The following is a 23,427-nucleotide window of genomic DNA, read 5'->3' as shown; positions in this document are numbered from 1 at the left end:
CGACAGCGACTCCAAGGACAAGGCCTCCGACACCGCGTCGTCCGCCGCGTCGAAGGGGTCGGNCAAGGCCAGCCCGTCCGACGACACGAACGCGATGAGCGAGCCGTTCGGTCCGGCCTGTTCGTCGGTGCCGAAGGACGGTGCCGGTTCGTTCGACGGCATGGCCAAGGACCCGGTGGCCACCGCCGCGTCGAACAACCCGGCCCTGTCGACGCTCGTCACGGCCGTGAAGAAGGCCGGGCTCGTCGACACGCTGAACAACGCNGAGAACATCACCGTCTTCGCGCCGACCAACGACGCCTTCGCCAAGATCCCGAAGGCGGACCTGGACAAGGTGCTGAGCGACAAGGCCCAGCTCACCAAGATCCTGACCTACCACGTCGTGGGCCAGAAGCTCACGCCGAAGGACCTGGAGAAGGGCTCGTACCCCACCCTGGAGAAGTCGAAGCTCACCACGTCCGGTTCCGGTGAGTCCTACAAGGTCAACGACAGCGCGAACGTGGTGTGCGGCAACGTCAAGACCGCCAACGCCAACGTCGAGATCATCGACACGGTCCTCATGCCCAAGAGCTGACGCGGCGGACTGTGCACGTCGCGCACACCGAGCGGTGAGTGTGCGTGGCGACCGACCCGAGAGCGCTCGGTCCGGTGTCCATCGGCAGGCCGCGGGGAGATACGGCGCTTCCCGCGGCCGCGGCCGTGTCGCGGTCGCCGGCCGGACGCGCGGCCCCAATCAGCCGGTGCGCAGCGGGGGCCTCCCGATCGACAACAGGGTGCCGCCCTGGCCGCCCATGCACGGTCGGAAACCCGCGCCATCTCTTCCCCCGTCGCACGCGACGGTGATGAAGTCGAGCAGTGCGCCGGTGTCGTCGGTGACCACCCCCACGGTGCCACGCTGGTGTAGCCCGCGGGCGCCGACCAGCACTCCGCGACGCAACGACCGGATGCGCTGACGCATCTTGCCCGACGGCGGCCCGACGGCGAGACGTCTCCTCACCAGACTGGGCGGGTGACGACCAACCCCACCTCTCCCGAAGGTCTTCGTGCCGTCCTCTTCGACTCAGGCGGAGTGCTGATGCAGCCGATCGGCGGCCGTTGGAACCCGCGAGCAGACTTCGAGCAGACGGTCCTCGCCCACGAACCGTCCGTCACACCGGACCAGTTCACGAAGGCCATCGCTGCGGGTGACCAGTTCTTCGCCGCTTCGTCGTCGACGCCCGACCACGACGAATACCACGGGGTCATGCTTCGCGAGCTCGGCGTGAAAGCGAGCTCGGAGCTCTTGGCCGACTTGCGACGTGACGTTCCCCCGGAGGTTTTCCTGGAGACCTACCCGGACGTCCAGGAGACCCTGGAGGAGCTGAGCCGGCGAAGTGTGCCCATGGCTGTGGTGTCGGACGCCTGGCCCAATCTGCCCGATCTCCATGCCGGACTCGGGATCCGCCGGTTCTTCGACGCGTACGCAATCTCCTCCGTGCTCGGCTGCGACAAGCCGGACCCGCGCATGTATCACCACGCGAGCGCCGCGCTGGGCCTCACTCCTGCACAGTGTCTGTTCATAGACGACGATCCGGCGCTGGTGGCCGCCGCGTTGGAACTCGGCTATGCAGGATGCGCCCTGTGCAGAGACTCGACCGTCGCAGACGTGCCCTCGATCAGCTCGCTGACAGAAGTCCTGGACTTCTTCTGACTCCCGGGGAGCGAATCTCACGTGGACAGGCGCAGGTCACCAGCCCAGCTGTCACAACGAACGCTGCCCGAGACGAAGGTGACCTCAAGCGCGATGCGACCGGCCGTGGACTCGAACTCCTCACGGACCGCCAAGATGTGTTGTCCGAGGTGGGCGGCAAACGGCGTCCGATCACCGACCGGATCCACCTCGACGCGCCCCCAGTCGCCCATGTCGTATCCGTCGTGCGGACTCGAGGAATCCACGATCAGGCACCAGTCCGAACCGGTGGTGATGTGCAGAGAACCACCTTGGCTGTCGATCAGCCACACGTCCAGTGGATCTACCGCCTCCTCGCCGCCGCCCCGGTGCCACGCAGCGACGGCCGTCTCCAACCGGCGCCCGATCAGGCTCTCCGCACGTGCGTCAGAGGTGTGCAACGGGCACTGGTTCTTCTGCTCGGACTCCACACGACGACCGTACCGTCAGGCAACGCCCCATTTGGCTTCTCCAACACCAGACCGATCCCCGCGCACAACAACTGAGGCCTGTCCCGCAAACTGCCTGCTCAGAGCCTGATGGCATGATCGAGGCGTGATCAGTGAACCCGGCCGTCCTGGCACGACGAAGTACGTCCTGTTCGATGTCGACGGTACGTTGATCGACGCTGTCGACAATCAGCGCCTGGTCTGGCGCACCTGGGCAGAGCAGTACGGGCTGGACCCCGATGAGGTCTACCGCGTGGCGTTGCGGACGCGGCCGATGGAGACGTTCGCGCAGGTCGCTCCGGGCCACGATCCCCGGGAGTGCCTGGCTGTGCTGCATGCGTTGGAGGACGAGGACGTCCGCTCCGGGACCTACTCGGCCTTCGACGGCGCTTCGGAACTGCTGACCGCACTGCGCCCCGGCACCTGGGCCCTGGTGACTTCCAACTACGAGCATCGGGTACGTGGGCGCTTCGGACGGACCGGCTTGCCGGTCCCGGAAGTCGTCGTGGATGCGGCGGCCGTGGACGAAGGCAAGCCGTCGCCTGTGCCTTATCTGCGGGCCGCAACGCAACTCGGTGCCGAACCGGCGGACTGCCTGGTCATCGAGGACGCACCTTCCGGAGTGGAGTCCGGACTGCGTGCCGGGATGACCGTGTGGGGAGTGAACACATCTGTGGCGGTGGACGGCGCGCATCGTCACTTCGACAGCCTGCGTGACGCGGTCCGCGACATCCTCGCCTTCACGACCGGTAGCTCTCACGGCCTTGAGGAATCAACCCCAGTGGAATGATCGCGTAGCGGCTGGTGTGATCACGGCGCCGGAAGCAACTTGGACAGTCCGACTCACCGGATCGAGCCCACGCCGGTTGCCGACCGCGCCCTTGACCACCTCGGTCCGCTCCTGTTGGCGTATCTAGGCGGAACTGATGGTGTCGTTCGGCTGAGCCTGCTGGTAGAGCGCCACCAACACACCGTGCACCGGTTGGTCCTCTGCGTCTTCCTCGGCCTCGTCGACCAGTTGAGCAAGGGCCTCGCCGAGTTGTCTTGCCTTCGCGGGGCTCAGACGAAGGTGACGCAGTGTCAGGTGAGTCTCGGCGGTTGAGCGGTCCAGTTCCTGGGCGACCGCGGCGAGCATCGCGGCGGTGCCTGCCGCTCGGGGTTCTGCGACCACCATGCGGCGGGCCGTGCGCTGGAAGTGCTGCTCGGTGCCGCCGCGGACCTGGCGCGTCTCGGCGACGTGGACCAGCCCGGCTTCGCGGAGCACCTTGAGGTGGTGGGCCACGTTGCCCTTCTTCGCGTCGAGCTGTGCCGCCAACTGGCCGACGGTGGCAGGTCGTTGCCCCAGGGCGAAGAGAAGGCGCTGACGCAACGGGTGAGAGAGTGCCGCGAACTGCTCAGGCGCACCGATCTCCAGGACGTCCTCGGGAGGCGGCGGGTAGGAAGACGAATCGCGCATACCTAAAGTGTCTAAATTCATTGACGCTTTCGCAAGGGCGGTGCTCTACTCCCTGCCATGACGATTCTGACGAACCTTCGGCCGGTCCCTGTCATCGACGAGACAGTCCGGCTGGTGGCCGAGAACTACGTCTTTCCCGACACGGCCGAGCAGGTGACCGGCCTGCTGCAACGACGCCTCAAGGAGGGCGCCTACGACGTCGACGCCGCCGAGGAACTCTCCCGCCTGGTCACCGCGGACCTGCAGTCCGTCAACGGCGACCGACACCTGAGACTCAAGCACCACGCCGACCCGGTGTCCCCGGAGCAAGGGGCGGCCACTCTGGACGCCATGCGCCGGGACTTCGACACCTCGCTGGGCGGTGCGCCCAGGCTGGAATTGCTCGATGGAGGCGTGGCCGTACTGGAGCTGGCGCCGATGCTGTTTCCGCTGGAGTGGGCCGCCGAACCGCTGGGCGCCGCGCTCACCGTGGCCTCCCGCGCCCGGGCGCTGATCGTGGACCTTCGCGGCAACCTGGGTGGCGACCCGGACACGGTCGCCTTCGTCTGCAGTTATCTCCTCGACGAGCGCACCCACCTCAACACCATGCACTGGCGTGACGGCGACCGCCGTGAGCAGTCGTGGAGCCTGCCGTACGTTCCCGGCGCGCGCTTCGGCGGCAGCAAGCCGTTGTACGTGCTGTCCAGTGACAGCACCTTCTCTGCCGCTGAAGAGCTGGCGTACGACCTCCAGCAGCTCGGCCGCGCCGTGGTCGTCGGCGAGCGCACCCGCGGCGGCGCACATCCGTGCAAGGGCTGGACGGTGCACCCGCACCTGGAGTTGACCATCCCCATGGGCCGTGCCGTCAACCCCGTATCCGGCACGAACTGGGAGGGCACCGGTGTGCAGCCGGACATCCCTTGCGCCGCTCCCGACTCCCTCGACCGCGCACGCGCCCTGGCTCTCGCCCAACTGGCCGACTGACCCAGCCGCGCGCTTCTCTCAGAAAGGCCCGGACGGTCTTCGCCATCGGCGTCGAGGCGTGTCCCAGTCGCCGGCGCGCGGCGCCCGCCAACGCTGAACGCAAGGTTGGCGGGCACAGCTCACTGATACGGCGATCGCCTCATCACCGCTGGCCTCGTGCCAGGGCCTTGACCTCCGGAGGGAGGCTGCCACCGGGCTGGACGGCGAGGAGCATGACCTCGTCGGAGGTGTAGCGCATGGCGATGGCGATACGTGGATTCAAGCCGTCGACGGCATAGGCCGTCGTCGGTTCGGGCCCTGCCGCATCGTCGGTGTGGCCCGGCGTGTCATCGCAGGGCGGGAACTCGGCGGGACCGAGTGCTTTGCCTACGGTGAAGTCGACGTTGGCCACCTGCGTGTAGGTGCGGCCCCCGTACATGGCAGCGATCGCGCATGACCCTTCGGCCTCCCCGCCGCCGTCCTGCGCCGAACAGGCGGTCGTCAGCACGGCCCCGACCATGATCACGCCCAAATACAACGGCAGCCGCCGCGACCGCGTCGACATGTCGGCAACGCGTCGGCGTGAAATTCTGATTCGCATCAGTGGGCTCCCTCTGGAGCGTGCGCGCTCCGTCTCGCCGGGTGCCGCGTCACTCATGTGGGGTTCGGACCCCGGGGCGTCACCCGATCCATTCATGAACATGACGGAGCTCGGGGCGAACTCGTTCGTTCCGCTTTCGGTGACTCGCCCTCATGGATCGGTGCCGATGAATGAACCTACGGAGTCGAGCCGCAACGCGTCGTGGTGCAGGCGGGACCAACCCCCTGTCGTCCGGCTGTGTTTCACCGGCCGGGACGGTCGATGCGGATGATCGTCTGCTGGCCGTTGGCGACGAGCTTGCGTTCGCCGCTGCGCTGGACGCCGTAGACCTCCAACTGGCAGACGGTCAGGGTGCGTCCGGGCTTCACGACGGTGCCGATCGCCTCGAGGTGTTCGCCGGAGGCCGGTGCGAGGAGGTTGATCTTGTACTCGACGGTGAGCACGTCGGAGTCCTCGTCGAACAGGGTGAGTGCCGCGTAGCCGCCCGCGCTGTCGGCGATGGCGCTGGTGGCACCTGCGTGGACGTACCCGTGCTGCTGGGTCACCTCGGGCCGGGACGGCAGCACGATGTGTACGCGGCCGGGCCCGATGTGCGTCATCTGTGCGCCGAGATGGGACATCAGGCCCTGCAGGTTGAAGCTGCTCTGCACACGCTTCTGGACCTCGGGGCTCGCCTGTTCATGGCGCGTCTGGTCTTCCACGTGCTCTCCTTCGTGCCTGTCCATGTCGGGCGAGTCGAGACGGTGGGTCAGATCGTCGGACGTTCCATCAGCGGGAAGGCGCCCATGGCGATCATCATGGCAGGGCCGATTCGGGTGCCTAACTTGACCGCAGGGGGCCGGGGCTTCAAGAGCAGTCCGGAAATGACGAGTGAGAGGACGAGAAGGCGTGCACGTCTATGAAGCCGTGAACAGTCGTCGAGCCGTACGGGCGTTCAGTGACGAGCCCGTGTCCAAGGACGTACTCGAACGCGTGCTGGCGGCAGCGGCGCAGGCTCCGTCGAGCGGGAACCTCCAGCCGTGGCACGTATACGTCGTGACCGGCGAGCCCCTGGCCGAGCTCAAGAGGCGTGCGACGGCAAGGGCACTGGCGGGAGAACCGGGTGACGAGCGGGAGTATCCGATGTACCCGGCCGAGCTGACCTCGCCGTATCTGGAACGTTTTTCCGCCGCTGCCGCCCAGCGGTACAAGGCGCTGGGAATCCGGCGCGACGACCCCGAAAGGCCCATGAAGATCGCCGCGTTGAACTCGGACGCGTTCGGGGCGCCGGTCGTCCTGTTCTGCTATCTCGACCGGACGATGGGGCCCGGACAGTGGGGGGACGCGGGGATGTACCTGCAGACGGTCATGCTGTTGCTCAGGGCGGAGGGCTTGCACAGCTGCCCCCAGGTGATGTGGACGATGTATCGCCGGACCGTCAGCCAGCTGGTCGGAGCCGATGACGGGCGCGTGCTGTTCTGCGGTGTCGCGGTGGGATTCGAGAAGGAAGGCGTGCCGCACATCCGTACTGGGCGGGCGGACATGGCAGAAACGGTGAGTTTCGTCGGAGTGTGACCGTCGGGGGCGCTGCTCGGATGCGGTGAGCGACCCGGTTGGCGAGCCGCACGCCGACAGGTTGTGAGGAGCGATGAAGTCCGCATCTACTCGTAGCGCAGGCGCAGCGACTCGCGTTCGGTCTCCTCGATCTGGTCGATGGTCAGGCCCGGCAGGTTCAGCTGTGCCAGCGTCACCTCGGCGCTGGTCGGTTGGGCGTCGCCGGGCAGCCACCGCTCCGGCCGCCAGGCGTTGGCGCGCATCAGCGACTTCGGGCAGTGCGGATAGGCCTGTTCGACTTGCACCACCAGGGCTGTGACCGGCGGTTTGCCGACGGGAGTGAGTTGGGCGAGCAGTTCCGGGCGTGCCGAGACGCAGGCGCGTCCATTGACGCGCAGCGTGGTCGGGCGGCCGGGGACGAGGAAGAGGAGCCCGACGCGTCCGGTCTGCAGCACGTTGTGCAGGGTGTCCAGCCGCTTGTTGCCCGTCGCGTCGGGGATCACCAGGGTCCGCTCGTCCAGTACCGATACGAACCCGGCCGGGCCGCCACGCGGCGTCACGTCCGCCCGGCCCTCACCGTCCGCACTGCCGATGAGGACCAGCGAGGAGCAGCCGATCAGCGCACGGGTCTCCTCGGTAAGATGGTCGATCTCCTTGCGGAGCGCGTTCGGGTTCGGTTGCGGGTAGAAATCGCGCAGTTGGTCCGGGCTGGTGAGGGCGTCCGCCCGCAGGGAGTCGAAGAGCAAGCCGGTGTTCCCCGTGTCGGTCATCATGCCGACGACCCTAGAAGACGAACGCGGCGAGGGAAGCGGGCTGGCAGGGCGAGCTGGAGGGATCACGCGGTTCCGCTCCGCGAGCGCAATGGAGCACGTGCGGACGACGACGCCGATGCCTTTGAACCTGCGTCGGGCTCTGCGCGAGACCGCTGACGCACACCCGCATACAACGAGCGCCCTGGCGAAGACCCTTGGCGTCACCGCCGCAAAGACGTCGCGCCACCCGGAGGTCCCGGCCGAGGCCCGAAGGCCCACAGCTGTAAGGGAGTTGAGGGCATCCCAGTTGAACGACACCACGTCCGCACGGCTGAGCAGCGGTTTCTTCGCGTCGGCCGCGTCATGACGGACGAGTAAAAACGTGCGCCGCAGAGAGATCGACTCTTGTCCCGGGCAACACCTGCGTGAATACTGCGGCACGCACAAGTTAGCGGTATACCCCTACGGCCCCACAACCACCGGCGATACCGCCACCGGCCCTGCAGCCCAACCATCCCCCAAGGATTGATGTGCGAAGACTCGTCACAAGACCGGCCCTCGTCGCCGTGGCCGCCACCGCGGTCGCCGCGATGACCACGGGCGCCTGGACGCCGGCCACCGCCGGCGACTCGGCGCTGCCCGCACCGGCCGCGCAACGGCAACAGCGCACCCACCAGGTGCAGTTGATCACCGGCGACACGGTCGAGGTGACCGACGGACGCGTCACCGGGTTCGACCCCGCGCCGGGCCGCGAGAACATACCCGTGCACGTGGAGAGCGACGGCAAGCGGTCCCTCGTCGTTCCGCTGGACGCCCAGCGCCTGATCAGCGAGGGCAAGCTCGACGAGCGGCTGTTCGACGCCGCCGGGCTCGACACCGCCGCCGCCCGCCGGGCCTACAAGGACGGCCTGCGCGTCATCGTCGGCTACAAGGGCGCCGCGTCGACCGCCCGCGCCGAGGTGCGCGACGCCGGATCCACCAAGGTTCGCCACGCGCTCAAGGCCCTCAACGCCGAGGCGTTGACGACTCCTTCGGCCGATGTGCCCACGCTGTGGAAGTCGCTGACACAGGCAGACAACGATGTCATGCGGACGACCGCGCAGGGCGTCGACCACGTCTGGCTGGACGGCACGGTCAAGGCCCAACTCGACGTCAGCGTCCCGCAGATCGGCGCCCCCGCGGCATGGCAGGCGGGCTTCGACGGCAAGGGCGTGAAGGTCGCCGTCGTCGACACGGGCGTCGACGCGGACCACCCGGACCTGGCCGGCAAGGTGGTCGCCGGGAAGAACTTCTCGACGTCGCCCGACAACGAGGACCACCAGGGCCACGGCACCCACGTGGCGTCCACCATCGCCGGTTCCGGCGCGAAGTCGGGCGGCAAGTACAAGGGCGTGGCCCCCGGGGCGAGCATCATCGAGGCCAAGGTTCTCGACGACACCGGCAGCGGCGGCGAGTCCGAGATCATCGCCGGCATCGACTGGGCGGTCGAGCAGGGCGCCGACATCGTCAACATGAGCCTGGGCGGCCCGGACACCCCGGACGCCGACCCGCTCGAGGAAACCGTCGACCACTACAGCGGGACGAGCGGCGTCCTGTTCGCCATCGCGGCCGGCAACGAGGGCCCCGGCGCGAGCACCGTCGGCTCCCCCGGGTCCGCGGACGGCGCGCTCACCGTCGGCGCGGTCGACAGCGACGACAAGATGGCCGGCTTCTCCAGCCGCGGTCCGCGCGTCGGCGACGGCGCGATCAAGCCGGACGTGACCGCCCCGGGCGTGGACATCACCGCCGCCTCCTCCCCCGGCAGCGCCATCGCCCAGGAGGTCGGAGAGAACCCCGAGGGCTATGTCACCATCTCGGGTACGTCGATGGCGACGCCCCATGTCGCGGGTTCCGCGGCCCTGTTGAAGCAGCAGCACCCGGAATGGAAGGCCGCCGAGCTCAAGGGCGTACTCACCGGCTCCACCAAGGACACCGGGGTCCCCGCCTTCGACCAGGGCTCGGGCCGCATCCAGGTCGACCACGCGATCAGGACGGGCGTGTACGCCGAGCAGACCTCGCTGAACTTCGGCACCGCTGCCTGGCCGCACGACGACGACAAGCCACTGACCCGCACGCTGGCCTACCGCAATACAGGCACCGCGGACGTCGCGCTGGACCTGGCCGCGAGTGGCACGGACGCGGACGGGAAGGCCGCGCCGGAGGGCATGTTCACGGTCAGCCCGGCCGAGGTCACGGTGCCGGCGGGCAAGACGGCCGAGGTGACGGTCGCCGCCGACACCAAGGTCGAGGCGGCGGACGGGCAGTACACCGGCGCGGTCGTCGCGACCGGCACGGACCAGAACGTGCGCACCGCGTTCGCGGTCGAGCGTGAAGTCGCCTCGTACAAAGTCGAGTTGAGCCATCTGGGTCGTGACGGCAAGTCCGCCGCGCACTTCCAGACGTACGTGAAGGGGCTGACCGGCGAGGCCGCGGGCAGCGAGTTCGCGCTCGACGAGAACAGTGACTCGACCGTGCTGCGGTTGCCGGTGGGCGAGTACAGCGTGCAGGGCGTGATCCTCGCCGACCGCGCCGACTCGACCAAGGGCACCGACTGGATCGCCCAGCCGAAGCTCGTGGTGGACAAGGACCAGAAGGTCACCCTTGACGCCCGTACGGCGAAGCCGGTCGACATCACGGTGACCGAGCGCAGGGCGAAGGCACAGCAGGCGTACATGATCTACGCGGTCAAGAAGGGCTACACGAACTACCAGTTCGGGTGGCGGCTGACCTCGTACAAGAACCTCCGTGCCGCCCACCTGGGCCCGGAGATCACCGACGGCTCGCTCCAGCAGTTGTGGGAAGCGGACTTCCACAAGGGCGCCGACACGCAGTACTCGCTCGTGTACGGCGGTCCGGCGGAGCGGCTCGACACCGGATTCACCCGGCACGAGAAGCGGCGGAACCTGGCCGAGGTGAAGGCGGGCATCGGCGAGGCCACGCCCGGCAAGGACGCGTACCTGTCCACCATCGGCACGCTCAAGGGCTCCCTGATGGGCTTCGCGTCGGGACGTATGCCGCTGGACGCGCCGAGCACCCAGCACCTGTACCTGTCCACGGCCGACAACGCCCAGTGGAGCATCGCGATGGAGCAGCTCGGTGACACGCTGCCCAACGGCTGGCGGGTGACCGACGCCACGTACCGGGTGAGCCAGGCCGTCTACCGGCCCGGGAACACCTACACCGAGAACTTCAACACCGGCGTCGTCGGTCCGGTGCTGGCGGGATACAGCGGCCTGACCCGTTCCACGAACACGCTCTACGCGTTCCTGGACGTCCTCTCCGACGGGCAGGGCCACGCCGGAGGCTCCACCCTCACGTCGGCGCACACCACGCTCTCCCGCGACGGGGAGAAACTGACCGAGAACGACGACGACCTGTCCGTCTTCTCCTTCCCGGTCCCGGCCGAGGACGGCACGTACACGCTGAGCTCCTCGGTGACCCGGGCCCCGAACATCGCCCTGGTCGGCACGCGGGTCGACACCAGCTGGACGTTCCACTCGAAGGACGGCGACAAGGCGCTGCCCGCCTCGACGGTCCACTTCCGTCCGGACGTGGATCTCCAGTCGCGGATCAAGGCCGGAAGGAAGATCTCCATGCCGGTGGAGGTGGAGGGCGCCGCGGCGGGCGAGAATCTCAAGTCCCTTGCCGTCGAGGCCTCTTACGACAGCGGCGCCACCTGGCAGAAGCTGTCCCTGAAGCACGGCAGGGCGTCCCTGCGGGCGCCCGCCGTCGACAAGGGCGTCGCGCTGCGCGCCGAGGTCGTCGACCAACAGGGCAACATCTCGAAGCTGGCCGTGTACGACGCTTTCCTCGGGCGCTGACCCCCGGGCGCTGACCCTCGTGCGGCCGGACGCCTTCGGGGCGTCCGGCCGTGCCGGGCTCATGCTCGTCGCGGAGGGCCGAGCCTTTCGACGACATCGTGCGTCTGCGCCTCATCGGTCTCGTAGACCGTCTCGCCCATGCGCGGATCCCGGGCGTGCAGCGTGTGGATCAACGGCCCGTGGCCAGCCTCCTGTTGGACCAGCGAGGCCTAGGTCGTGTCCGCACGCTCGGTTCCCGTTCGGGCGGTCAGGTCGATGCGGCGGACGGCCCCTGGGGTGACCCAGACCGTCGTCTGCTCCAGACGCCCCAGTATCTGCAGGTGGGAGTCCCCGCACAGAATGAGCCGGACGTCGGTCCCACGAATCGTCTCCGCCGACTCACCGGGGTTCCGCAGGCCCAGCACCCGCTGGACCTCGACGTCCAGGGCGACCGGCGGATGGTGGCACACCAGGACGGTTCCCGACGGCGCGGGTTCGGCCGGCAGTTCTCGCAGCCAGTCGAGTCGACCGCCGTCCAGGCGGCCGTAGCCCTTGCCGGGGACGAGGGTGTCCAGCGTGATCAGCCGCCATCCGCCCACCGTGCCGACCGCCGCCCGCTCACCCGCCGCTCCCTCGTACGCGGCCTCCGGCTTCCGGTGGCCACTGCCGAGCACCTCGCGGAAAGCGGTGCGATCGTCGTGGTTGCCCGTCGTGCAGAAGACCTCGGCCCCTCGCGGACCGGCGTACGCGGACAGGAGTGCACCCGCCCGCGTGTACGCCGCACGGGAACCGTCGTCCGCGACATCACCGGTGACGACCACCGCGTCTGGGTCGTCCGGCTAACCGCGCTGCTCCTGGCCGAGGACGCCCCACCCACCACGCACATCAACGGCCTCGACGTACGCCCCCTGTAGGCACCGCGTCGTCGGAGCTCACGCCGTGGCGGGCCCGCCTCGTCGACGGCCGCGTCATCGTGGCCGGCTTCGCGGGGAGGCGTTGCCGGATGTCGGCAGGGTTGCACCTGGTCGCACTGCCCGCTCCCCACCTTGTCGCGCCTCCGCCGCTCCCGGCATGGTCGATCACTCAGTGAGGTGCGGGTCAGGGGGCCGCGTGAGACATGTGCCGTTCTTCCGCTGGGTGGTCGCGCTCGGCCTCTTGCTCTTCAGCGCTTCCTACCTGGTCTACGTGACGGCCCCGGACGATCCCGAGACCAAGCAGGTCGACCTGACGGTCCTGAGCGAGAAGCCCGACGGCAGTTGCACGGTCTCGTGGACCGACCCCTACGCCCACGTGCAGCGCAAAGGCGCCTACCGATGCGATCCCGACCGGAGCCCGCTGCTCAAGGGCCCGCCGTACGACCCCGACACCGGCCACGGCTGGGACACCGGTTGGCTCGTGTCCGAGGGGTCCGACAAGGGCGACCTCTACGTGCTCGGCCAACACGACCCGGAGCGCAACAAGGTGATCGGCCTCGCGGACGACCTGGTCGGCCCGGCGATCCTGCTCCTGCTCGTCGGGGTCGTCGGCGGCAACGTCCGGTCCCTGTACCGACTCAGCGGCGCCAGCCCGTCTGTCGTGCGCTCGGCGCGGGCTCTCGAAGAGGTCGCCCGCCGCCTCGCGCAGGACCACGCGCACGCCGTGAACGCGGTGCGCACCGCGTGGGAGCCACTACGGCGGTCGCTGGTGGACAGGGCGCTCGTACAGGTGCCGGTCCAGCGGATGCGGCGGTCGGCGGGGCGCGGGTTCGACGCCAGGGAACTGAACCGGCGCGGCATCCGGACCGCACGGGACGTCCTGGCGGCCGGGACGCCACTGCTGTCGCGGCTGCCCGGGGTGGAGCCGGGCGCGGCGGAGCGGCTGACCACCGCGGCACAGCGACTGGCCGACGACGCGGTGCGGGCAGGTGTGGCCCAAGCGCTCCAGGATCGATCCGACCCGCACGCCGTCGAGTTGCTCAACGCCTTGAGCGTACTGATACGGGTCGGGCCCGAGGGGCAGGCCTCGGCGGAACGTGCGACCCGGGTGGCCGCGGGGCTCGGCCCCCTCCTCGCCGCGGCCGAACCCGCCGCCGGCCGGCGTCAGATGCTGCACGCCGGCACCGGCGAACGCGCAGCGGCCAAAAGCGCGGTCGCCCAACTGCGCCGCCTGCTCAGCGATGCCGAACAACGCGAGGTGACAGGCACCTTCGCCCAGACCTCTGTCGATCTGCTGCGCGGGCCCGACGCGGACCGGGCCGGAGTCGCCGCTCGGGTCGATTTCGAACGGCGTCCCGCGCACTACACGCGACTACTGACGGAGCTGGTCGTACCGGAACCGGGACCCGCCAGGTGAGAGAGCGGGTCCGCCACCAGTGACAACCCTCGATGCGACGTCGAGGGATCACTCATCTTGCGTATGAGGGTTCACTCTTGGAGACGAGTCACGTCACTCGAGAAGACTCCAGATCCTGACCTTCCCAGCCTCTGCATGTCCAGACCGGTCCGGCCGCGCCTGGTGCAGCGTATGCGGGGACTCCTACAATGGAGATCAAAACAAGCGGAGAACTCTCCGACTAGCCCTGGCGACGCTTACGGACAGCTCTCCGGATCTCACTCGGGCGACCGTCCACGCAAAAGGAGGACCCATGCCGGAAGCCGCGCCGCAGCGCGCCGACGCGCTCAAGAACCGGGAGGTGATCCTCCAGGTCGCCCATGATGTCCTCGCCGAGTCCCCGGACGCCTCGCTCAACTCCATCGCCAAACGTGCCGGCGTCGGTCCGGGCACGCTCTACCGGCACTTCCCGACCCGCGAGGCGCTGATCCTCGCCGTCTACCGGCACGACATCGCCCGGCTCGTCGATTCCGTGACGGAGCTGCTCGCCACCCAGAGCCCGCTGGACGCGCTGCGCCAGTGGTTCACCCGCCTCGCCGGCTACGTGCGGATCAAGCACGGCTTGGGCGAGGCGCTGAACTCCGCTGCCGCCGAGGAGGTCATCAGCGCCTCCTGGCCCCCCGTCACCGAAGCCGTCCGGCGACTTCTCGACGCCTGCGAAAAAGCCGGCGAGGTACGCGCGGACGTCGCCCCTGTAGACGTCATCATGCTGCTCAGCTGCCTGTGGCGCACGCAGGACAGCCCGGAGGGCACAGCGCAGGCCGCCCGCCTGATGGAACTGGCGATCGACGGCTTCCGGCCGTAGAAGGAGCGAGCATCAGCCCCCGGAAGTGCGGGCTCGGGCAGTCCCGGCGCCCGCCCGCCTGCCCGACACCCCCGCCACCGTGTGACACGCCACCTCGACTAAAGTGCGGGGCGGGCCGTGACTGGCGCTGAGGTGGAGCACCACCGGGGAGCGGTCTGACGAGATGTCGTTGCCGTGCGCCTGGGCGAGTGGTCAACCACGCCTGGAGTGCAACGATGTCCGCGACTCACACAGCTCAGCTCATGGACGGCACCGCCCTTGCCCGGCGCATCGTCGAGGAGACCGCGCTCGAAGCGGCGAGGATCTCTCGAAGCGCGGGGACCAGCCCGTGCCTGGCGACCGTGCTGGTGGGCGAGGATCCCGCCTCGGTCACGTACGTCCGCATGAAGCAGGCACGGTGCGCCAAGGCCGGAATCCGGTCCCGGCACATCGCGCTGCCCGCCACCACCACGACCGCCGAGTTGGTCGACGCCCTCGTCGGCCTGTCCGAGGATCCGGACGTGCACGGGATCCTGCTCCAGCATCCCTGCGGCCCGCACATCGACGAGCGAGCCGCGTTCGACGCCATCGCGCCGGAGAAGGACGTCGACGGGGTCACGACGCGTTCCTTCGCCGCGATGAGCTTCTCCTTGCCTGGCTTCGTGTCCTGCACCCCCGGCGGGATCATGCGGCTGCTCGACGCGTACGACGTCGATCTCTCCGGCAAGCACGCGGTCGTGGTGGGCCGCAGCGCGATTCTCGGCAAGCCGGTGGGGATGCTTCTGCTCGCCCGGGACGCGACGGTGACGTACTGCCACTCCCGGACCGCGAACCTGTCGGAGATCGTCCGGGAGGCCGACGTCGTCGTGGCTGCCGTGGGCCGGCCGCGGCTGATCCGGGGCGAGGACATCAAGCCCGGCGCGGTGGTCGTCGACGCCGGATACAACCCGGGCAACGTCGGCGACGTGGACTTCGACGGCGCGCTCACCCGGGCCCGGCTGATCACTCCGGTACCCGGTGGCGTCGGGCCGATGACCATCGCCGTGCTGCTCGCGCAGACCGTGGCCGCCGCCGCGAACCAACTCGGGGTCCAGCACTCCTGATCCGCGCGTCAGCCTGGCGGAGCCCCGCTAGTCGACGGCCAGGCGGTAGACGGTCGACTCCCGGGTCTCGAAGCCGAGACGTTCGTACAGCCGGTTCGCCGACGCGCGATCGGGCCGGGAGGTGAGGTCCACCGTGCGGGCACCGGACTGCCGGGCGATCCGCAGGGCCTCCGTCATGAGGAGGCCGGCGATGCCGTGTCCGCGGGCGGCGTCGTCCACGACCACGTCCTCGATGCGGCCGCGCAGGCCGGACGGCAGCGGCAGGAGCACCAGGGTCAGGGTTCCGACGATCTCCTCCGGTGTCCGCGCCACGAGCACCGTGTCGGCGTCACACGTCGTCAACCGTTCGACCGCCTGGAGGTCGAGCGGTTTGGCCGTGGAGGACAGCTGCGGCAGCAACCGGCCGAAGGCGTCGACGAGTTCGGGGCTCGCTTCCCGGATGATCTCTACACGTACGTCCATGCCGGGAGAGTATCCCCGGCCCGGACGTCGGCGGCCCGCACCCGGTCGGCATAACCTCGTGCACAGCAACATCCTTGATGCCCTGTCCATCCACTTCGGGGAGGCGTTGGTGCCGGCAAGGGGTACGCGATGGTTCGCGGGCGTCATGGCCGCACTCTGCGTGGTGCTCATCGGTCCCAGCGCACCGAGCGGTGCGCTCGTCCCGAAACCGTTGCCGGCCGACGCCGTCGACGGCGTCGTACCGAATCGGGTCATGACGTGGAACATCTGCAATCCCTGCGGTCGGACCGGGTTCGACCTCGGCCGGGCCGCGGAGATCGCCACGTACGCGCCGCAGGTCATCGGGCTGCAGGAGGCGTGCGTGCGGGACGTCGAGAAGATCCGGGACTATCTGGAGACCTTCTACGGGCTCGACTATCACGTCGCGTACGGGACGGTGCTGCGCAAGTGGAGCCGCTGCGGAGGGCTGCCGTGGCATCCGGGGGCCTACGGCCAGGCCGTCCTGTCCGCCGCGCCGATGACCGACCGCGTGAACACGGAGTATCCCGACGGTGGTTCGGAGGACCGCGGGTACATGGCCGTCACGACGAAGGTGGGCGGCAAACCCGTCCGCGTCTTCAACACCCACCTCGCCCAGCGGCGTCAGGAGACGGTGCGGGCCGAGCAGATCGGTGTGCTCGCCGCTCAGGTCGCCCGGCACGACCGCGCGATCGTGCTCGGTGACTTCAACGCCGTGCCGGACTCCCCCGAACTCGGCGGCATATGGGCGGTGGCCGCGGACACCGACCCGGGGTGCCGTCCGGCGGCCGCGACGGTCTGCGGGACGACCACCGACTGGCGGAGCAAGTTCGACTACGTCTTCCTGCGCGGGATCACCTCGCTCGCCCATCGCGTGCACCCGAGCCCCTACTCGGACCACGACATGTTGCACGCCGACCTGGGCCCCCTTCGGGCCCGTCACTAGACTCCCCGCATGTCCGACATCGACGCGGTGCGCCGCGCCACATACATCAGCCTGACCACCTACCGAAAAGACGGAACGCCCGTGGCCACCCCTGTCTGGCAGGTGGCGCGGGGCGAAGGCGAGCTCGTCGTCGTGACGCCCGCCGATTCGTGGAAGGTCAAGCGGATCCGCAGGAACGGCGCCGTGACGGTGGCCGTCTGCACGGTCCGCGGACACGTCGCCCCCGATGCCGCCGTCCTGCCCGGCACCGCGCGCCTGCTCGACGAGGCGGGTACCGCGGACGCCCAGAAGCTGTTGGCGAAGAAGTACCTCTCGTCGCGGATCGGCAACGGCATCCTCAAGGTGCTCCGGGTACGGAAGAAGCCGAACATCGGCATCGTGATCACCCTCTGAAGCGATCACATCTCGTCAACATCGAAACAACTACGGGCGAGAGCGCACTGAAACGGTCACGGGCAACCGATTTCGGCATATGCCATACCTGGCGGTGGCCGACCGCCTAGGGTTCCCGCGAGGGCCGGAGAACCGGCTCCCGCGTCCCGTGGAGGAGAGCCAGTGACCAATGTGGAAGTGTCCCTCAAGACCCTGCTGACCGAGGTCGAGGGCGCGATGGGCGCCGCCGTGGTCGACTACACCAGCGGCATGGCCCTCGGCACCCTGGGGGGCGGAAAGGAACTGGACCTGACCGTCGCCGCGGCCGGAAACACCGATGTGATCCGCGCCAAGATGCGCACGATGGAGATGCTCGGTCTCCAGGAGAAGGTCGAGGACATACTCATCACCCTCGGCACCCAGTACCACCTGATCCGCCCCGTCGCCGGGAAGACCGGGAACGGTCTGTTCATCTATCTCGTCATCGACAAGGGCCGGTCGAATCTCGCCATGGCACGGCATCACCTCAAGCGCACCGAGGAGCAACTGGAGGTCTGAGCTCCGCTCCTTTTTGTGTGCCCACCAATTGAAGACTTCTTCAAGTCTCCATCTCTGCATCCGTCGAACTCTCGGATCCAGCGGGCCCGGGCGGGAAGGATGGGGCGGCACAGCGGGCGCGGCGGCAGGCGAGGCCGCCGCTCCCCGTCCCACACCCCCGCATCCACCTCAGGGAAGTGAGCGATCCCGTGCAGGCGCCCCTCTACCAGGTGAAAGCAGAGTTCTTCCGCATGCTCGGGCACCCGGTCCGCATACGCGTTCTGGAGCTGCTCCAGAACGGGCCGGTGTCCGTGCGCGACCTGCTCGTGGACATCGACGTCGAGCCGTCGAACCTCTCCCAGCAACTCGCCGTCCTGCGCCGCTCCGGCATCGTCGTCTCCACCCGCGAGGGCGCGACCGTCAACTACGCCCTGGCCGGGGGCGACGTCGCCGAGCTCCTGCGCGCGGCGCGCCGCATCCTCACCGAACTGCTCGCCGGACAGAGCGCTCTGCTGGCCGAACTCCAGCACTCCGAACACCTCGAGCATCCCGGGCAGTCCGAACATCCCCAGCGGTCCGCCGCGCCGTCCCCCCGTTGAGGTGCTCGTCGCCGAGAGGGTGAGGGGCATGACGACGATGCTCGGTGCCTTTGTCCTCGGCACGCCCGACCCGCCCGCACTGGCCGACTTCTACCGCTCTCTGCTGGGCTGGGTGGAGGTGGACCGCGAACCGGAGTGGGTCCGGCTGCGGGCTCCGGAGAGCGAACGCCCCGGCCTCAGCTTCCAGTGGGAGCCCGCGCACACGCCGCCGGTGTGGCCCCCGCGTCCGGGCACCCAGCAGATGCAGGCCCATCTCGACATCCAGGTCGACGACCTGGCCGCGGAGACGGAGCGCGCCCGCGCCCTGGGGGCGACGGTCGAGGCGCATCAGCCCCAGGCGGCCGTACGCGTCCTGCGCGACCCGCACGGCCACCTGTTCTGCCTCTTCCTCCCGGGCGCCTGAACCCGCCCGTGCCTCACACGACGGTGTTCAGGGCGGCGTTTATGGGGGTGCCGAGGACGGTCTCGCGCTCGGGGGACGTCGCCCAGCGGAACGTCAACTGCGCGACCGTGGCCTGCGGGAGGGCCCACAGGGCACGGACCTGGTCCAGTTCCCGCTGAACCGTCCGCTTGGACACCTGCAGCCGCTTTGCGGCGCCGTCCTGCGACTCGCCCTCCGACAGGCAGCGCAGCAGTGCCTTCTGTATCTCCGAGAGGCGCCCGCCGACGGTGGCCCTGGCGCGCTCGCGGCGCTGCCCGTGCCAGGGCTGAGCCCGGCGCCACTCCTGCTCGAACGCGTGCTTGCAGAACGCGACCATCGCCCGGTCGGTGATGATCCAGGCGGCACTCTGCGGGGCGTCCGGAATCACGTAGTTGGAGATCACCGCGACCTTCTCGTCGACGATGACCACGCGCTCGAACGGATCTGCCAACGTCCTGAAGTGCACGCCCCTGGGTGCCATGACGGAGGCCCACTCGCAGGTCACCACGTCGTCGCGGACCGCGTCCCGGTACAGGGTCCGGTAGTTCACGCCGCGTTCGAGTGCGGCCGTGTCCCGCGGGACGCCGAGCTCCATCTGCTCACGGGTGCGGGGACCGTGCGGGTGCGCGCCGAGCAGTTCGTACTGGGCCTGCGCGAGGATCGACCCGATCCGTTCGTTGATCTCGTCGCGGTCCGCGAGGAACTCCGAACCCGAGCCGGCCCGATGGCGGGACTGGGCGAAGAGCACGTTCATCCGCTCGACCTGGCCCGGGAGTTCGGTCAGCAGGCGGATCTGTTCGTGCAGGTGCGCGAGCGCGGCCTTGGCGACCGTCCAGGCGGCCGGGGTCGGCGGTAACGCGACGACGTGCTCGTGCCCCTCGGCTCCCCCGGCCTCGCCCGCCAGGCCCCACGACCGCAGCTGCCCGAGCGCCTCGGCGTCACCCGGTCCCGGCTGTTCGCCCTTCGCGAGCCGGCCGAAGAGCGCCACGGCCTCGGGCGACAACGTCTGCTCCGGTAACGCGCTGCCTCGCGCGTCCAGGCGTGCCGCCTGTTGTTCCACGTGTCCCCCAGTGATCATCAAGACTCTTTGCCCGGAAGGCAGTTGGCGTATTGACGCCAGTCATCAAGATGACAGCGTATTCGGTTGAATCGATGCCCCCGCGTACGTCAGATTCTACGAGCGGGGCCTTTCCGGCTCCTCCAGAAACTCGCCTCACTTGCGTTACACGGGATTCTGCCCGGCCTTCGCCGACGCAGACCCGAGCACACGGATTCGGAAGGACCACCCGATGAACCCGACCGTCCGCCGATTCGGCGCCCTCGTCGCCATCACCGCCGCCGCTCTGGTGGGGCTCGCCATGGCCGAGAGTGCCGGGCACGACCACACCACGAACGCGGACAGCGTCTGGCTGGCGCCGAGCACCCCGATCGACGCGGCCGGCGACGATTCCGCGGCCGCCGACGAGGCGTCGGACGACGCGCAGCCACTCGCCGCGCCGCAGGACTCCGTCTGGTAGACGGACACGAGCCACCTGGCCGGGGCTCGGACGGCGTGCACGGTTACCTGTGGGGGGAAGCACCGTGCAGACCGTCCGAGCCCCTCATCTTCGTTCCGGTTCGTCGTGACGGTTCAGGTCGCGGCCGCGACCTGCGCCACCACGACGGACAGCGTTTCACCCAGGGGCAGTTCGACCCGGCAGGTGGCCCACCGGTCGCCGCGGGTGGGTCCCTGGTTGACGATCAGGACCGGGATGCCGGCGTCCGCCGCCCGGCGCACGAAGCGCAGGCCCGACATGACGGTCAGGGACGAGCCGAGGACGAGCAGTGTCGTGGCGCCGTCGACCATCTCGCGGCACTCCACCACCCGCTCGGGCGGGACGTTCTCGCCGAAGAAGACCACGTCGGGCTTGAGTACCCCGGTGCCACAGTTCGCGCACGGCACCAGGCGGAATTCCCGCACCGCCGCCTCGGGCAGTTCCACGTCGCCGTCGGGATTGACCCGCGCGGCCCGGTGCCGCTCGGCGACCGCCTCGAACCCCGGATTGGCCTGGCGCAGCCGCCGGTCGAGCTCCGCGCGGTCATCGACGTAGCCGCAGTCGAGGCACACCACGCGGCTCAGGCTCCCGTGCAGCTCGATCACCCGGCGCGCTCCTGCGGCCTGCTGCAGCCCGTCGACGTTCTGCGTGATGACGCCGGTGACCAGGCCGGCCCGGGCCAGGGCGGTGACCGCGCGGTGCCCCGCGTTCGGATGCGCCCGGGTCATGGCGCGCCAGCCGAGCTGGCTGCGGGCCCAGTACCGCTGCCGGGCCCCCTCGCTGCCGAGGAACTCCTGGTACGTCATGGGGGTGTGCCGCCGCAGCGAGCCGTGCTCCCCGCGGTAGTCCGGGATGCCCGACTCCGTCGAGAGACCCGCGCCGCTCAGCACCACGACGCCGCCGGCCCGTACGGCGTCGACGACGGGCGTCGGGTCCGTCGTGGCGGTCGGCTGGTCGCCGGAGGGTTCCCAGTTCAGCGTGGGTCTGATCCGCATACCTGCCAGCGTACGCATCCCGGCCGGGCGGCATGCACCCGTGCCCGGGCCGCCCGGCCCGGGCCGAGGTGTCCGAACGTCAGGTCAGGCCGGATTGTCGATGCCGGTCACGGACGGTGGTCCCAGTGGGGCGTCGCTCTCGTCGAACCCCGCCGCGCGCAGGGCCTGGGCTGCCAGGTCCCCGGCCGTGCGGCGGGCCTCGGCGCTCGCGTCCGCGGTGACTTCCAGGCGCATGCTGAACGTGCCGTCGTCGTTGACGGTGAGCAGATCCAGGTCCTCCTCGCGCCCCAGCTCCGTCCGGTGCGGGTCCACCCCGCGCAGGTGCAGTGCGACCTGGGCTCTCGTCCCGGCGTCCGCCGTGCGCAGGAACGTGCCGGGGATGGTGATGACGAAGGTGGTCACGTGAGGTGCTCCTGTCTGTGCCATGTCCACGGTGCGGCCGTGTGGGGTCGGCTTCCCCCGCTTTCCGCGCTCACTCCGGTCGTACGCCGTCCGGCCGTGTTCAGCGGGAACGACGCAGCCGCAGCGGCGCGTAGATCACCAGGGCCGTGACGAAGGCGACGTAGTACCCGAGGTCCGCGCCGTGCAGCGCCCGGGCGACGGGGCCGACGTACAGGGCGGTGTCCATGAACGGCACGGTGGCGGCGAACGCGGCGACGAAGGCGACGAGTGCTGGGAGCAGCGGCTGGGTTCCGGTCTGTTCGGCGGCGAGGCCGACGGGCGCCGTGCCGCGTTCGCGGGTGCGGGCCCGCCAGTCGACGAGGACGACCGCGACGAAGCCGGGGATCCAGTACCCGACGAACAGCAGGACGTTCTGGAAGCGCGCGGCGGTGTCGGCGGCGTGCATCCACAGCACGAGCGGGAAGCCCAGGACCGCGGCGAGGGCGGCGGCGAGGGGACGTGGCATCCGAACGCCGATGGTCTGCAGGGCGAGGGAGCCGCTGTAGTCGTTCATGGCGTTGCTGCACAGGGCGGCGAGCGCGACGGCGAGCAGGCCGACGGAGCCGAGGAAGCCGCCGCCGAGCAGGGTGTCGACGCCGCGGGCGGTCTGGTCGGTGAAGACGGAGGCGCCCCACAGACCGAGCGCCTGCACGGCGACGAAGGAGGTCGCGATGCCGAGCAGGGTGGCCCAGAACATGCGGGCGGGCGGTGTGGCGCGGGGCAGATAGCGGCTGAAGTCGGCGGCGTACGGGGCCCAGGACAGGGCCAGGCTGAGCGCGATGGTGGAGGTGAGGACGAACGCGCCGGCCCGGTCGGCGCCGTGCGCGGTGCCGTGGGCGACGGGCGCGACGCCGGTGTCCGCGAGGCGGAACGCGAGGCCGGTGAAGGCGAGCGCGAGGACGACCGTCATGCCCTTCTGGAGGCGGTGGATCGCCTCGTAGCCGAAGGCGCCGAGCAGGCCCTGGCCCGCCATCATGACGAGGGCTCCGAGCCAGAACGGCCAGCCGCACAGGCGGGCGAGCGCGTCGCCGCCGAACAGGCCGATCAACGCGTCCCAGGCGATGGAGGACAGCCACTGCAGGGCACCGGGCAGCACGACGCCCCGGCCGAACGCCATCCGGGCGAGCGGGAGTTGGCCCGCACCGGTGCGGCTGCCCCAGGTCGTCAGGTATGCGGCGGGCACGGCGCCGACGAAGGTGCCGAGGACGACGGCGGTCAGGGCGGTCGCGAAGTCCAGGCCGAGGGCGATGCCCACGGTGCCGGTGAAGACGCCGCTCATCGTCAGGTTCGGCGCGAACCACACGCTGAACAGCCGTCCGGCGGTGCCGTATCGGTGCCGCTCGGGCACCGGGGCGATCCCGCGCGCCTCCATTCGCCAGTCCCCCGGCGCGGTCGGCATCCGGCCGTCGAAGGCGGCCGCGGTCCGCGGCTCGCCGGTCGTCGGGTCCACAGGAGCATGCGTCGTCGGCATCGCTGACATCCCTCCGCCAGTGCTAACTGGTTCAGGTTCTACGGGTGTGATCTCAGCCCCGTCGCATCTGCGGGGCACCCCGTGTCGGGCAGT

26 protein-coding genes, 2 pseudogenes and 2 riboswitches are annotated in these 23,427 nt (G+C 69.6%); of the genes and pseudogenes, 16 read left to right on the top strand and 12 right to left on the bottom strand.

Annotation, left to right across the window (positions count from 1 at the left end; translation table 11 throughout):
- A partial coding sequence (locus B072_RS0113260; RefSeq protein ID WP_018530435.1) for a fasciclin domain-containing protein occupies positions 1–574 on the top strand: 574 nt, incomplete at its 5' end.
- 159 nt (positions 575–733) lie between these two features.
- Here the strand turns inward: B072_RS0113260 and B072_RS0113255 are convergent.
- The gene (locus B072_RS0113255; RefSeq protein WP_158689187.1) at positions 734–886 is read right to left on the bottom strand and encodes a hypothetical protein; all 153 of its coding nucleotides are present in this window, start codon (positions 884–886) and stop codon (positions 734–736) included.
- 123 nt (positions 887–1,009) lie between these two features.
- Here B072_RS0113255 and B072_RS0113250 point away from each other — a divergent pair, with 123 nt between their 5' ends.
- Positions 1,010–1,690 (top strand): HAD family hydrolase, encoded by a 681-nt coding sequence (locus B072_RS0113250; RefSeq protein ID WP_026245772.1) that lies wholly within the window; start codon positions 1,010–1,012, stop codon positions 1,688–1,690.
- A gap of 17 nt (positions 1,691–1,707) precedes the next feature.
- On the opposite strand, the gene B072_RS0113245 is transcribed toward B072_RS0113250, so the two are convergent.
- Complete coding sequence (locus B072_RS0113245; protein WP_018530432.1) at positions 1,708–2,139, bottom strand: hypothetical protein; 432 nt, start codon at positions 2,137–2,139, stop codon at positions 1,708–1,710.
- Positions 2,140–2,263: 124 nt separating this feature from the next.
- On the opposite strand from B072_RS0113245, the gene B072_RS0113240 reads away from it, so the two are divergent.
- The gene (locus B072_RS0113240) at positions 2,264–2,947 is read left to right on the top strand and encodes an HAD family hydrolase (RefSeq protein WP_018530431.1); all 684 of its coding nucleotides are present in this window, start codon (positions 2,264–2,266) and stop codon (positions 2,945–2,947) included.
- A gap of 123 nt (positions 2,948–3,070) precedes the next feature.
- Here the strand turns inward: B072_RS0113240 and B072_RS0113235 are convergent, their stop codons facing one another.
- Positions 3,071–3,613: an ArsR/SmtB family transcription factor gene (locus tag B072_RS0113235; RefSeq protein WP_018530430.1), complete on the bottom strand. Its 543-nt coding sequence runs from the start codon at positions 3,611–3,613 to the stop codon at positions 3,071–3,073.
- 54 nt (positions 3,614–3,667) lie between these two features.
- On the opposite strand from B072_RS0113235, the pseudogene B072_RS49625 reads away from it, so the two are divergent.
- Both B072_RS49625 and B072_RS49620 read left to right on the top strand, forming a co-directional pair.
- A pseudogene (locus tag B072_RS49625) lies at positions 3,668–3,907 on the top strand (peptidase S41); the annotation flags it as partial.
- 36 nt (positions 3,908–3,943) lie between these two features.
- Positions 3,944–4,576: a S41 family peptidase gene (locus tag B072_RS49620; RefSeq protein WP_324603824.1), complete on the top strand. Its 633-nt coding sequence runs from the start codon at positions 3,944–3,946 to the stop codon at positions 4,574–4,576.
- A 142-nt stretch (positions 4,577–4,718) separates the two neighbouring features.
- Here the strand turns inward: B072_RS49620 and B072_RS0113225 are convergent, their stop codons facing one another.
- Complete coding sequence (locus tag B072_RS0113225) at positions 4,719–5,156, bottom strand: DUF6281 family protein (RefSeq protein ID WP_026245771.1); 438 nt, start codon at positions 5,154–5,156, stop codon at positions 4,719–4,721.
- 242 nt (positions 5,157–5,398) lie between these two features.
- Positions 5,399–5,881: a PaaI family thioesterase gene (locus tag B072_RS0113220; RefSeq protein ID WP_202539179.1), complete on the bottom strand. Its 483-nt coding sequence runs from the start codon at positions 5,879–5,881 to the stop codon at positions 5,399–5,401.
- 163 nt (positions 5,882–6,044) lie between these two features.
- Here B072_RS0113220 and B072_RS0113215 point away from each other — a divergent pair, with 163 nt between their 5' ends.
- Positions 6,045–6,710, top strand: a complete 666-nt coding sequence (locus tag B072_RS0113215) for a nitroreductase (RefSeq protein ID WP_026245770.1) — start codon at positions 6,045–6,047, stop codon at positions 6,708–6,710.
- Between the two features lie 86 nt (positions 6,711–6,796).
- On the opposite strand, the gene B072_RS0113210 is transcribed toward B072_RS0113215, so the two are convergent.
- A complete protein-coding gene (locus tag B072_RS0113210; RefSeq protein WP_018530425.1) occupies positions 6,797–7,462 on the bottom strand; it encodes an MSMEG_1061 family FMN-dependent PPOX-type flavoprotein in 666 nt (221 codons plus the stop codon).
- A gap of 509 nt (positions 7,463–7,971) precedes the next feature.
- Between B072_RS0113210 and B072_RS0113205 the strand changes: the two genes are divergently transcribed.
- The gene (locus B072_RS0113205) at positions 7,972–11,301 is read left to right on the top strand and encodes a S8 family peptidase (RefSeq protein WP_234018845.1); all 3,330 of its coding nucleotides are present in this window, start codon (positions 7,972–7,974) and stop codon (positions 11,299–11,301) included.
- A 209-nt stretch (positions 11,302–11,510) separates the two neighbouring features.
- Here B072_RS0113205 and B072_RS43120 read toward each other — a convergent pair.
- Positions 11,511–12,104, bottom strand: a pseudogene (locus tag B072_RS43120) (metallophosphoesterase); the annotation flags it as partial.
- 286 nt (positions 12,105–12,390) lie between these two features.
- Between B072_RS43120 and B072_RS0113195 the strand changes: the two are divergent.
- The 3 genes from B072_RS0113195 (at position 12,391) to B072_RS0113185 (ending at position 15,537) form a co-directional block, all read left to right on the top strand.
- Positions 12,391–13,611 (top strand): hypothetical protein, encoded by a 1,221-nt coding sequence (locus tag B072_RS0113195; protein ID WP_043243848.1) that lies wholly within the window; start codon positions 12,391–12,393, stop codon positions 13,609–13,611.
- Positions 13,612–13,903: 292 nt separating this feature from the next.
- Entirely contained in the window at positions 13,904–14,455 is a 552-nt protein-coding gene (locus tag B072_RS0113190; protein WP_018530421.1) for a TetR/AcrR family transcriptional regulator, read from the top strand.
- A 107-nt stretch (positions 14,456–14,562) separates the two neighbouring features.
- Positions 14,563–14,648: riboswitch (ZMP/ZTP riboswitch) on the top strand.
- A 22-nt stretch (positions 14,649–14,670) separates the two neighbouring features.
- Positions 14,671–15,537 carry a bifunctional 5,10-methylenetetrahydrofolate dehydrogenase/5,10-methenyltetrahydrofolate cyclohydrolase gene (locus tag B072_RS0113185; RefSeq protein WP_026245768.1) on the top strand — a complete coding sequence of 289 codons (867 nt, stop codon included), beginning with the start codon at positions 14,671–14,673 and terminating at the stop codon, positions 15,535–15,537.
- 27 nt (positions 15,538–15,564) lie between these two features.
- Here the strand turns inward: B072_RS0113185 and B072_RS0113180 are convergent, their stop codons facing one another.
- Positions 15,565–15,999 (bottom strand): GNAT family N-acetyltransferase, encoded by a 435-nt coding sequence (locus tag B072_RS0113180; protein ID WP_018530419.1) that lies wholly within the window; start codon positions 15,997–15,999, stop codon positions 15,565–15,567.
- A gap of 145 nt (positions 16,000–16,144) precedes the next feature.
- Between B072_RS0113180 and B072_RS0113175 the strand changes: the two genes are divergently transcribed.
- From B072_RS0113175 to B072_RS0113155, 5 genes are all read left to right on the top strand, one after another.
- Positions 16,145–16,963 (top strand): endonuclease/exonuclease/phosphatase family protein, encoded by an 819-nt coding sequence (locus B072_RS0113175; protein ID WP_018530418.1) that lies wholly within the window; start codon positions 16,145–16,147, stop codon positions 16,961–16,963.
- 9 nt (positions 16,964–16,972) lie between these two features.
- On the top strand, positions 16,973–17,356 hold the full coding sequence (locus tag B072_RS0113170; RefSeq protein WP_018530417.1) for a PPOX class F420-dependent oxidoreductase: 384 nt from the start codon (positions 16,973–16,975) through the stop codon (positions 17,354–17,356).
- A 162-nt stretch (positions 17,357–17,518) separates the two neighbouring features.
- On the top strand, positions 17,519–17,893 hold the full coding sequence (locus B072_RS0113165; RefSeq protein ID WP_018530416.1) for a hypothetical protein: 375 nt from the start codon (positions 17,519–17,521) through the stop codon (positions 17,891–17,893).
- A 188-nt stretch (positions 17,894–18,081) separates the two neighbouring features.
- A complete protein-coding gene (locus tag B072_RS0113160) occupies positions 18,082–18,471 on the top strand; it encodes an ArsR/SmtB family transcription factor (RefSeq protein WP_018530415.1) in 390 nt (129 codons plus the stop codon).
- Positions 18,472–18,499: 28 nt separating this feature from the next.
- Positions 18,500–18,874, top strand: a complete 375-nt coding sequence (locus tag B072_RS0113155; protein WP_018530414.1) for a VOC family protein — start codon at positions 18,500–18,502, stop codon at positions 18,872–18,874.
- A 13-nt stretch (positions 18,875–18,887) separates the two neighbouring features.
- Here the strand turns inward: B072_RS0113155 and B072_RS0113150 are convergent, their stop codons facing one another.
- Positions 18,888–19,970: a TrmB family transcriptional regulator sugar-binding domain-containing protein gene (locus B072_RS0113150; RefSeq protein ID WP_158689186.1), complete on the bottom strand. Its 1,083-nt coding sequence runs from the start codon at positions 19,968–19,970 to the stop codon at positions 18,888–18,890.
- A 211-nt stretch (positions 19,971–20,181) separates the two neighbouring features.
- On the opposite strand from B072_RS0113150, the gene B072_RS0113145 reads away from it, so the two are divergent.
- Positions 20,182–20,409, top strand: a complete 228-nt coding sequence (locus B072_RS0113145) for a hypothetical protein (RefSeq protein ID WP_018530412.1) — start codon at positions 20,182–20,184, stop codon at positions 20,407–20,409.
- A 113-nt stretch (positions 20,410–20,522) separates the two neighbouring features.
- On the opposite strand, the gene B072_RS0113140 is transcribed toward B072_RS0113145, so the two are convergent.
- The 3 genes from B072_RS0113140 to B072_RS0113130 form a co-directional block, all read right to left on the bottom strand.
- The gene (locus B072_RS0113140; RefSeq protein ID WP_018530411.1) at positions 20,523–21,422 is read right to left on the bottom strand and encodes an NAD-dependent protein deacetylase; all 900 of its coding nucleotides are present in this window, start codon (positions 21,420–21,422) and stop codon (positions 20,523–20,525) included.
- Positions 21,423–21,506: 84 nt separating this feature from the next.
- Positions 21,507–21,824 (bottom strand): hypothetical protein, encoded by a 318-nt coding sequence (locus B072_RS0113135; RefSeq protein ID WP_018530410.1) that lies wholly within the window; start codon positions 21,822–21,824, stop codon positions 21,507–21,509.
- Positions 21,825–21,924: 100 nt separating this feature from the next.
- On the bottom strand, positions 21,925–23,334 hold the full coding sequence (locus B072_RS0113130; protein ID WP_051127170.1) for a purine-cytosine permease family protein: 1,410 nt from the start codon (positions 23,332–23,334) through the stop codon (positions 21,925–21,927).
- A riboswitch (TPP riboswitch) is annotated at positions 23,326–23,426 on the bottom strand. (Overlaps the previous gene by 9 nt.)
- Position 23,427: the final 1 nt, after the last annotated feature.

The sequence above is a fragment of the Streptomyces sp. HmicA12 genome, assembly GCF_000373565.1.
Taxonomy (GTDB): Bacteria; Actinomycetota; Actinomycetes; order Streptomycetales; family Streptomycetaceae; genus Streptomyces.
This window is presented reverse-complemented; position numbering and strand designations above follow the sequence as displayed.